Raw genomic sequence first — 10,500 nt, 5'->3', positions numbered from 1 at the left:
ACACGCTGTACTTGTGTTGAACATTTATCCTATTGGTCATCCGCCATTCCGAATCTTTTCATTCATCATTTCATATTCGTTTGCCTGAAAGGAGGGATTCCGGTTGGATGCAGCGATTAGCGAGCTCTGGCGAAAGGTACTCGCCAAAATAGAAAAATCGCTCAGCAAACCAAGTTTTGATACCTGGCTCAAGGCGACCAAAGCGAGCACACTGGAGGAGGACGCGCTGATTGTCATAGCGCCCAACGACTTCGCCAGGGACTGGCTGGAAACTCGCTACTCTCAATTGATCACCGATACACTCTATGAGGTTACCGGCGTAAATATGAAAGTGATTTTCGTCGTCCAGCAAAATACGGACGGCGCCTTTGCCGAAGAACAGCCGGCCCCCCGAGTGAAAGTATCCGCTCCTCCAGCCAACACCGATGACCAGCCTCCCAGCATCCTGAATCCCAAGTACACGTTTGACACGTTCGTCATCGGTTCCGGAAACCGGTTTGCCCACGCTGCATCGCTCGCCGTGGCAGAAGCGCCGGCCAAGGCGTACAACCCGCTGTTCATCTACGGAGGAGTCGGATTGGGGAAGACTCACTTGATGCACGCCATTGGCCATTACGTGATTCAGCACAATCCCTCAGCCAAAGTGGTGTATCTATCGTCGGAAAAGTTTACCAATGAGTTTATCAACTCGATCCGGGACAACAAGACTGTTGAATTTCGCAACAAATACCGCAGCGTCGACGTGCTGTTGATCGACGACATTCAGTTTTTGGCCGGCAAGGAGCAGACGCAGGAAGAGTTCTTCCATACGTTTAACGCGCTGCACGAGGAGAGCAAGCAGATTGTCATCTCCTCCGACCGTCCGCCGAAAGAGATCCCCACGCTGGAGGATCGCCTTCGCTCCCGCTTCGAATGGGGACTGATCACGGACATCCAGCCTCCTGATTTGGAAACGCGGATTGCCATCCTGCGAAAAAAGGCCAAAGCGGAAAACCTGGACATCCCCAACGAAGTCATGATTTACATCGCCAACCAGATCGACAGCAACATCCGCGAGCTGGAAGGCGCACTGATTCGCGTCGTGGCGTACTCGTCCCTGATCAACCGCGACATCGACACCCATCTGGCGGCGGAAGCGCTGAAAGACATCATCCCGTCTTCCCGTCCGCGGGTGATCACGATCATGGACATCCAGCGCGCAGTCGGCGAAGCGTTCAACCTCAAGCTGGAAGACTTCAAGGCGAAAAAGCGGACCAAATCGGTAGCGTTTCCACGACAGATCGCGATGTATCTGTCCCGCGAGCTGACGGACGCCTCGCTGCCCAAAATCGGCGACGAGTTTGGCGGCCGCGACCATACGACGGTCATTCACGCGCACGAAAAGATTTCCAGAGCGCTTGCGACCGATCCGCAGCTCCAGACGACGATCCAATCGTTGATCGAAAAGCTGAAAGCCAACCACTAACCTGTGAATTGTGAATAACGCCAAAAGCCTATACACAACTTACCCACATGTGTATAGGCTATCTTTTACGTCAGAATTGGGGATATCCACAAACCCACAGGGCCTAGTACTACTCCTGTTAAAAAGATAGATCCTAATAAGATATGAAAGAGACACGGGCATTATGCACAGCAGGCCCAAAACGAGATGGCAGGAAAAAGGGAGGTTTACGGTGATGCACATTACCGTTCAACGCGACAGACTGGTGAACGCCGTTTCGCACGTCAGCAAGGCAGTATCCAGTCGGACGACGATTCCGATCCTGACCGGGATCAAGATGAGAGCGGATGAAGAGGGACTGACGCTGACCGCAAGTGATTCCGACGTCTCCATTGAAGTGCTCATCCCCACGGAGGAAGGAGACGAATGGGGGGTAACTGTTCACCAGCCGGGAAGCATTGTGCTGACTGCTCGCATTTTCAGCGAAATTGTACGAAAACTGCCGAGCAATGAAATTCACATCATGGTGGATGACCGTCTGGTGACGCAAATCCGTTCCGGCCAAGCGGAATTCACGATCAACGGGATGGACGCAAACGAATTTCCGCAGCTGCCGCAGCTGGAAGAGGACAAGGTGTTCAGCGTGCCGGGCGATTTGTTGAAAGCGATGATTCGCCAGACTGTGTTTGCCGTGTCCACGTCTGAAATGCGGCCGATTCTGACCGGATTGATGTGGTCGCTGGACCGCGGCCAATTGAAATTTGTCGCGACTGACAGCCACCGGCTGGCCAGCCGCACGGCGATGGTGGAGTGCCCGGAAGAGCTTTCCTTCCACAATGTGGTCGTACCGGGTAAAAGCTGCAACGAATTGGTCAAAATATTGGATGATGACCAACATCCGGTCGACATCGTCGTTGCTGACAACCAGATCCTGGTGAAGTCGAAGCACATTTTGTTCTACTCCCGTCTGCTGGAAGGAACGTATCCGGACACGTCCCGGATCATCCCGCAAGGCTGCAAGACGGAAATCACGGTCAGCACAAAGGAATTCCTGCAGTCGATCGAGCGCGCATCCCTGTTGAGCCGCGAGGGCAAATCCAACGTAGTGCGCCTGATGACACTGCCGGACGGCAGCGTGGAGATCACCTCCAACGCGCCGGAGATCGGGAAGGTGACGGAGATTGTCGCGCCCAAGTCGCTCAACGGCGAGGATCTGAAAATCTCCTTTAACGCCAAGTACATGATTGACGCGCTTCGTTCCATCGACAGCAGCGAGATCAAAGCCAGCTTTACCGGCCCGATGAGCCCGTTTGTCATCTGTCCGACCGATCATGACTGGATGCTTCACCTGATCCTGCCGGTCCGGACCTACTAGGTAGTATTGGAAAAGGAAAGGAGCCCATCCATGCGAGAGGTGTCCATTCAAACCGAGTACATCGCCCTGGGCCAGTTCCTCAAGCTGGCCGACATCATCGACACCGGCGGGATGGCCAAAGCGTTTCTCGCCGAAGTGCCGATCTTGGTCAACGGCGAAGAGGAAAACCGGCGCGGCCGCAAGCTGTATCCCGGCGATGAGGTGACGGTCGAAGGGCACGGCCGGTTCAAAGTAGTGCGCCGCTGAGAGGAGAGCCTGATTCTTGTTTCTCAAGAACCTGTCGCTAACTCATTTTCGCAATTACGACGCGCTGTCCCTCACGTTTGACGGCCCCATTCAGCTGTTTATCGGCAACAACGCGCAAGGCAAGACCAACGTGTTGGAGTCCATCTACGTTCTTGCGCTGGCCAAATCCCACCGGACGTCCCGGGACAAGGAACTGATCGCTTGGGATGCCGATTTTGCCGCCATCCGCAGCGACGTCGAGCGCCGCACCGGACCTGTTCGGCTGGAGCTGCAGTTGACCGCCAAGGGAAAACGGGCCAAAATCAACGGGATGGAACAGCAAAAATTAAGCGAATACGTCGGAGCACTCAACGTGGTCATGTTCGCCCCCGAAGATCTGGGAGTGGTCAAGGGGGCGCCTGCCCAACGGCGCCGGTTTATCGACATGGAAATCGGCCAGGTGTCTCCGACGTATCTGTACTATTTGAGCAATTACAACAAGGTGCTGGCCCAGCGCAATCAACTGCTGAAAGACCTGGCGATGAAGAAAAGTAACTCGCTGGAAATGCTGGCAATTTGGAATACCCAATTGGCAGAATTAGCGGTAAAATTGTTACGGAAGCGTTTTTCGTTCATTCGGAAGCTGGAAACGTGGGCTCGCTCGATCCACGCCGGCATTACCGACGGCAAGGAAACGCTCTCTTTGCATTATGAGAACAGTTCGCCGGTGACGGAAGAGATGGCCGTGGAGCAGGCGGTTGAAGCGATGCTGGCCGCCTACGAAGAGGTGTTTGACCGGGAAATGGCCCGGGGCAGCACGCTGATCGGGCCGCACCGGGACGATTTCAGTCTGAAAGTAAACGGCATGGACGTACAAACGTACGGTTCTCAGGGACAGCAGCGGACCAGCGCGCTGTCGATCAAACTGGCCGAAATCGAGCTGATCAAGGAAGAAGTGGGCGAGTACCCCGTTCTTCTGTTGGATGACGTGCTGTCTGAATTGGATGAACATCGGCAGACGCTGCTGTTGGAAACCATACAAGATCGCGTTCAGACGTTTGTAAGCACCACGGGTGTGGAAGGCTTAAAACATCAGGTTCTCCAGCAAGCCTCGCGTTTTTACGTGCGGGAAGGGAAAATCTCCGGGGAAAGGTAGGGAGAACAGGTTATGTTTATACACATTGGTGGCGATACTGTGGTGAGCACCAAGGACGTAATTTCGATTCTCGACCACCAGTCTGTCAAATCGTCAAAAGTGAACCAGGCGTTTTTGCAGGCACGTCGCAACATGGTGGTGGACCAGGGTGTGGAGGAGACGAAATCGTATGTCATCACCAAGGATGCCGTCTACTGTTCGCCCATATCTTCCCTGACGCTAAAGCGACGCGCTCAGTTCGTGGACAGCTTGGAGCAGGTTCCCGTACAAGCTGAAGTGGAGGAGTTGACAGAGTAGTGGACCAGGTAACGACAAAGGATACGAATTACGACGCCAGTCAGATCCAGGTGCTGGAGGGCTTGGAGGCGGTGCGCAAGCGGCCCGGGATGTACATCGGGTCAACCAGCAGCCGCGGTCTGCATCATCTGGTGTGGGAGATTGTCGACAATTCCATCGACGAAGCGCTCGCCGGATACTGCGACAATATCGAAGTGGTGATTCACCCGGACAATTCTGTCTCCGTGACGGACAACGGACGGGGGATTCCTACGGGCATCCACGAAAAGACCGGGAAATCGACCGTAGAGACCGTTTTGACCGTCCTGCACGCCGGGGGGAAATTCGGCGGCGGCGGGTACAAGGTGTCAGGCGGTCTGCACGGCGTGGGCAGCTCGGTGGTGAACGCGCTCTCCGAGTGGTTGGAAGTGGAAGTGAAACAGAACGGCAAGGTCCACTTCATGCGCTTTAACGTCGGGGTCCCGGAGGCAGATCTGGCGGTTGTCGGAGAAACCACAGAAACCGGTACCAAGGTCACCTTCAAACCTGACCCGACTATTTTTACCGAAACGACCGTTTTTGATTACGAGGTGCTGCAGAAGCGCATCCGCGAGCTGGCCTTTTTGAACAAAGGGCTGCGCATCACGTTGAAAGACGAGCGGCCCGGCCAGGAGCGGGAAGAGTCGTTCCACTACGAGGGCGGGATCGTGCAGTTTGTCGAGTACTTGAACAAGAACCGCGAACCGCTGCACGAAGAAGTCATTTACTGTGAAGGGGAAAAAGACGGGCTGCACGTAGAAGTAGCCATCCAGTACAACGACAGCTATATAAGCAACATCTACTCCTTTGCCAACAACATCAACACGCACGAGGGCGGGACGCACGAGTCCGGCTTCAAGACGGCGCTTACCCGCGTCATCAACGACTACTGCCGCAAGTTCAACTTCCTGAAGGAAAAGGACCCCAACCTGTCCGGTGATGACGTGCGCGAAGGGATTACGGCGATCATTTCCGTGAAGATCCCGGAGCCGCAGTTTGAGGGGCAGACCAAGACGAAGCTGGGCAATTCCGAGGCGCGCAGTGTGACCGAGTCCGTATTCGGCGACCGCTTTGCCACCTTTATGGAGGAAAATCCGGCGGTAGCCAAGCGGATTGTGGAAAAAGCGCTGATGGCGGCGCGGGCGCGGGAAGCGGCGCGCAAGGCGCGCGAGCTGACCAGGCGGAAAAGCGCACTGGAGGTAAGCGCGTTGCCGGGCAAATTGGCCGATTGTTCGTCCAAGGACGCGTCCGAGTCCGAATTGTTTATCGTGGAGGGGGACTCCGCGGGCGGTTCGGCCAAAGCGGGACGGGATCGCCACTTCCAGGCGATTCTGCCGCTGCGCGGCAAGGTGTTGAACGTGGAGAAATCCCGTCTTGACAAGATTCTCGCCAACAACGAGATTCGCGCGATCATCACGGCGCTCGGCACGGGTGTCGGCGAAGATTTTGACATCTCCAAGGCCCGCTACCACAAAGTCGTGATCATGACGGACGCAGACGTCGACGGTTCGCACATCCGGACGCTGCTCTTGACGCTGTTTTACCGCTATATGCGGCCGCTGATCGAGGCGGGCTACATCTACATCGCTCAACCGCCGCTGTACAGCATCAAGCAGGGCAAGCAGATTTACTACGCATACAACGACAAGCAGCGGGACGAAATTCTGGCCACGTTGAAGAGCACCCCCAAACCAAGCATTCAGCGCTACAAGGGATTGGGCGAGATGAACGCGGACCAGCTCTGGGAGACGACAATGGACCCCGAGGTGCGCACTCTGCTGCAGGTCAGTCTGGAAGATGCGATGGAAGCCGACATGGTCTTCGAAACCCTGATGGGCGACGATGTGGAGCCGCGGCGCGAGTTTATCGAGCAGTATGCTGCCACGGTGCGGGATCTGGACATTTAAGGAGACGATTTACCATGCCGGATAGATGGAACCTGTTTTGTAAGGCCGGCATGCGTATGTTTAGCAAACCGAAAAAGCTTGTCCCAAATGGGGCAGGCTTTTTTTGTTGGGCAGAGACGACAGCGATGACGCTGCACTTCGTACGTTGACATTTTTAAACTTACAAAATAATAATGTATTGTAAGTGATATATCCTACTCGCTGGAGGGGAAACCATGAACCAAACGGAACCGCTTTGGACGAAAGATTTTGTGCTGTTGGCGTTCTCCAATTTTTTTCTTTTCGTCGGGTTTCAGATGCTGATTCCGACGCTTCCGCTGTTTGTGACCGAACGGGGCGGGGACCAGTTGGCTGTAGGTCTGGTCGTCAGCCTGTTTACGGTGTCCGCCCTGATCGTTCGTCCGTTTGCCGGGAAAGCGCTGGATTCGGTCGGACGGCGGCCGGTCTTGCTGGTGGGGCTTGCCTTGTTTCTGCTGTGCGTGGCCGGTTATTACTGGATGGCGACGGTCGCTCTCGTGTTGGGGCTTCGGTTTGTGCATGGCATAGGCTGGGGAATTGCCACGACCACGTTCGGCACAATCGCTTCCGATCTGATTCCGGCTGCGCGGCGAGGAGAAGGAATGGGGTATTTCGGGATGTTCAGCAGCCTGGCGATGGCGCTTGGACCGTTGGTGGGGCTGTGGCTGGCGCAATCGTTCGGATTTGGCTGGCTGTTTTTGATCTCGTCGGTTTTGACCGCATTGGCCATGCTCCTGTCCAAACCGGTGAAAATGGCAGCACCGGCCGGCGCCGGTCGGCGGCAGCCTGAGACAAAACGAAGTGGACTGGTGGAGCAAAAAGCGCTGTTTCCGTCGCTGCTGGTGCTGTTTCTGGGCGTCACGTACGGCGGCATTGTCAGTTTTATCACCTTGTTCGGCCAGGAAGCGGGGATCGGCAATGTCGGTCTGTTCTTCCTGTTCAACGCGCTGTCGCTGATGCTGATTCGGCCGGTTGCCGGGAAACTGTTTGACCGAAAAGGGCACCTCTGGGTGCTGCTGCCCGGCGGTATTGTGATGGCTGCGGGTCTGTTGATTTTGTCGTACAGCACGACGTCCTTTGGGCTGATTGCAGCGGCCATCCTGTTTGGCAGCGGGTTTGGCGCGGTTCAGCCGTCGCTGCAGGCCTGGACCATCCACCGCGTTTCGCCTGAACGGCGAGGGGCGGCAAATGGCACCTTTTTTTCCGCGTTTGACCTGGGGATCGGAGCGGGGGCGATGCTTTTGGGCGCAGTCGCCAAAGCAATCGGTTTTGCCCTGATGTATCGCTGCTCCGTCATCGTAATTTTACTCTATCTGATCATCTATCTGGCGTACGTGATCAAGGAGCGGCGTCGCCATTCTCGTCTGCAACCCGGTTCGTCCTGAGATGGTCCGGGTTTTTTTGCAAGCACCGGTTTTATGAACAGACGGCCGTCTGTAGGTGATTGGCCTGTGTGACAGGACACAAAAGAAGCGGGGGGTGTGTCATGCTCATCAAATGGATTGCGTGTCAGGTGAGGGAGGGCCAACAGCAGTTCTTTTCCCGGGGGCAGGAGCAGTGGAGAGCCGTCAGGGAGGTTGACGGCTTTCTCGGCCAGGCCAGCGGGTGGAATGTCAGCGACCCGGCCGAGGCTGTCATTCTCGCTTGTTGGCGGGATGAAGCCGCTTACCGGGCGTTTATGGCGAACCACCACGACCCGGTTTTTGCCAAAACCAGGCAGCAGCAGACGTATGAGCGCATCCGCGTGGAGCTCTATGAACGCGTTCTCGACATGCCGGGGACGATGGAAAACGTGCTCGACGCGTTGGCGGTTGGGAAATGGCTGCGGCTGGAACAGCGGCCTGTTTTGCCAGAAGCGGACTGCCTGGCGGGTTGGCCGGGGGCTGCCGCCGGTGTGGCGGGAAAAGCCGTGAAGGATGGGGGGCGTTTTCTCATCGCGACGGTGTGGGATGCTGCCCAACCGGACCGGGAGGGGACATCCGGGGCGATCATCGCCCCGTTGGAGGATGCCTGGCTGGTGCTGCCGTAAGACCGGAGACTGGTGACGCAATGCGTTTGCGAGAGATTTTGGACGTGACCTCTTTCTGTATGGTATAATTACGTATTGCGATAACCAGTTGGAGGTTTACCCTTTATGGCAGAAGAAACAGCTCGGTTTCCCAAAGTTGATATTAGCCAGGAAATGAAAGAGTCGTTCATCAGCTATGCGATGAGCGTAATTGTCAGCCGGGCGTTGCCAGACGTCCGCGACGGGCTGAAGCCGGTTCACCGGCGTATTTTGTATGCCATGCACGACATGGGATTGACGCCGGACAAAGCGTTCCGGAAGTCGGCCAACGTCGTTGGTGAAGTAATGGCCAACTACCATCCGCACGGGGATTCTGCCATCTACGAAACGATGGTTCGGATGGCGCAGGACTTCAACATGCGCTACATGCTGGTCGAGGGACAGGGCAACTTTGGTTCCGTGGACGGTGACCCGGCAGCGGCGATGCGGTACACCGAATCCCGCCTGTCCAAGATTGCTCTCGAACTGCTGCGCGATATCGATAAAGAGACTGTCAACTTTACACCCAACTACGACGGCCGAAAAGAGGAGCCGGTCGTACTGCCGTCCCGTTTTCCCAATCTGCTGGTAAACGGTTCGGCGGGGATTGCCGTGGGCATGGCGACCAACATTCCTCCGCACAACCTGAGCGAAGTGATTGACGGCGTCGTGGCCATGATCGACAATCCGAACATAACGGTTCAGGAACTGATGAAGATCATCAAGGGGCCCGATTTTCCGACTGCCGGGGAAATCCTCGGCTACAGCGGCATTCGCCGGGCGTACGAAACGGGCCGTGGCTCGATCATCATGCGAGCCAAAACGACGATCGAAGAAGACAAAGGGAAACCGCGCATCATAGTGACGGAAATACCTTTCCAGGTCAACAAGGCCAAACTGATCGAAAAAATTGCCGAGCTGGTACGGGAAAAGAAAATCGACGGCATCACCGACCTGCGCGACGAGTCGGACCGCAAAGGGATGCGGATCGTCATCGAGCTGCGCCGGGACGTGGTCCCCAAAGTCGTTTTGAACAACCTGTTCAAGCATACCCAGATGCAGAGCACTTTCGGGGTCAACATGCTCGCGCTGGTGGACAACCGTCCGCGCGTGTTGAATCTGCGGGACATGTTGTACTACTACCTCCAGCATCAACGGGAGATCGTCCGCAGACGGACCGAGTACGAGTTGAAGCAGGCGGAAGCCCGCGCTCACATCTTGGAAGGGCTGCGAATTGCGCTGGACCACATCGACGAGATCATCAGCCTGATCCGTGGATCGCAAACGGCAGAAGAGGCCCGCGACGGACTGATGTCCCGTTACGGATTGAGCTTGGAACAGGCTCAGGCGATTCTCGACATGCGCCTGCAGCGCCTGACCGGTTTGGAGCGGGAAAAGATCGAAAACGAGTACCAGGAATTGCTGGCGAAAATCGCCGAACTGCGCTCCATTCTGGCCGATGAAGGCAAGATTTACGCGATCGTCCGTGGAGAGCTTCTGGAGATCAAGGAGAAGTTTGGCGACGAGCGCAGGACCGTCATCACATATGACGAAGAGCACATTGAGGATGCCGATCTGATTCCAGAAGAAGACGTGGTCATCACGCTGACCCATGACGGCTACATCAAGCGCCTGCCCGTCTCCACCTATCGTGCGCAGAAACGGGGCGGCCGTGGTGTACAGGGCATCGGCACCAAGGACGACGACTTTGTCGAACACCTGTACATCACCAATTCGCACGACCACATCTTGTTCTTTACCAACAAGGGCAAGGTATACCGCCTGATGGGGTACGAGATTCCGGACCTGAGCCGCACAGCCAAGGGCACTCCGGTGATCAACCTGATCCAGATCGAAAAAGGCGAGCGGGTCAACGCGGTCATCCCCGTCAAGGAACTGGGCGGAGACGCCTACCTGTTCTTCGCTACGAAAAAGGGAATTATCAAACGGACCGAGCTGTCGGCGTTTGAGCATATTCGCAAAGGCGGCCTGTTTGCCGTCAACCTGCGGGAA

General features: G+C 56.0%; 9 protein-coding genes (1 of these 9 only partly in view). All 9 read left to right on the top strand.

Going from position 1 to position 10,500, the window contains the following annotated elements:
- Nucleotides 1-103 precede the first annotated feature (103 nt).
- Nucleotides 104-1,465, top strand: coding sequence for a chromosomal replication initiator protein DnaA (gene dnaA, locus Q7F15_RS20505; RefSeq protein WP_171563891.1), 1,362 nt, complete (start codon nucleotides 104-106; stop codon nucleotides 1,463-1,465).
- Between the two features lie 214 nt (nucleotides 1,466-1,679).
- A complete protein-coding gene (dnaN, locus tag Q7F15_RS20500; RefSeq protein ID WP_171563890.1) occupies nucleotides 1,680-2,819 on the top strand; it encodes a DNA polymerase III subunit beta in 1,140 nt (379 codons plus the stop codon).
- 30 nt (nucleotides 2,820-2,849) lie between these two features.
- The gene (gene yaaA / locus Q7F15_RS20495) at nucleotides 2,850-3,065 is read left to right on the top strand and encodes a S4 domain-containing protein YaaA (RefSeq protein ID WP_029100576.1); all 216 of its coding nucleotides are present in this window, start codon (nucleotides 2,850-2,852) and stop codon (nucleotides 3,063-3,065) included.
- Nucleotides 3,066-3,081: 16 nt separating this feature from the next.
- Nucleotides 3,082-4,200 (top strand): DNA replication/repair protein RecF, encoded by a 1,119-nt coding sequence (gene recF, locus Q7F15_RS20490; RefSeq protein ID WP_171563889.1) that lies wholly within the window; start codon nucleotides 3,082-3,084, stop codon nucleotides 4,198-4,200.
- Nucleotides 4,201-4,212: 12 nt separating this feature from the next.
- On the top strand, nucleotides 4,213-4,497 hold the full coding sequence (gene remB, locus Q7F15_RS20485) for an extracellular matrix regulator RemB (RefSeq protein WP_171563888.1): 285 nt from the start codon (nucleotides 4,213-4,215) through the stop codon (nucleotides 4,495-4,497).
- The gene (gene gyrB, locus Q7F15_RS20480) at nucleotides 4,497-6,422 is read left to right on the top strand and encodes a DNA topoisomerase (ATP-hydrolyzing) subunit B (RefSeq protein ID WP_171563887.1); all 1,926 of its coding nucleotides are present in this window, start codon (nucleotides 4,497-4,499) and stop codon (nucleotides 6,420-6,422) included. Before remB ends, gyrB begins: the two co-directional genes overlap by 1 nt.
- 215 nt (nucleotides 6,423-6,637) lie before the next feature.
- Entirely contained in the window at nucleotides 6,638-7,825 is a 1,188-nt protein-coding gene (locus tag Q7F15_RS20475; protein WP_304414852.1) for an MFS transporter, read from the top strand.
- Between the two features lie 101 nt (nucleotides 7,826-7,926).
- Complete coding sequence (locus tag Q7F15_RS20470; RefSeq protein ID WP_304414851.1) at nucleotides 7,927-8,469, top strand: YdbC family protein; 543 nt, start codon at nucleotides 7,927-7,929, stop codon at nucleotides 8,467-8,469.
- A gap of 105 nt (nucleotides 8,470-8,574) precedes the next feature.
- Nucleotides 8,575-10,500, top strand: partial view of a DNA gyrase subunit A gene (gyrA, locus tag Q7F15_RS20465; protein WP_171563884.1) — the 5' portion only. Its footprint extends 573 nt past the window's final position; the window shows 1,926 of its 2,499 coding nt (coding positions 1-1,926); the start codon lies at nucleotides 8,575-8,577; its stop codon lies off the right edge, out of view.

The organism is Brevibacillus aydinogluensis, from assembly GCF_961514395.1.
In the GTDB taxonomy this organism is placed as follows: domain Bacteria; phylum Bacillota; class Bacilli; order Brevibacillales; family Brevibacillaceae; genus Brevibacillus; species Brevibacillus aydinogluensis.
This window is presented reverse-complemented; position numbering and strand designations above follow the sequence as displayed.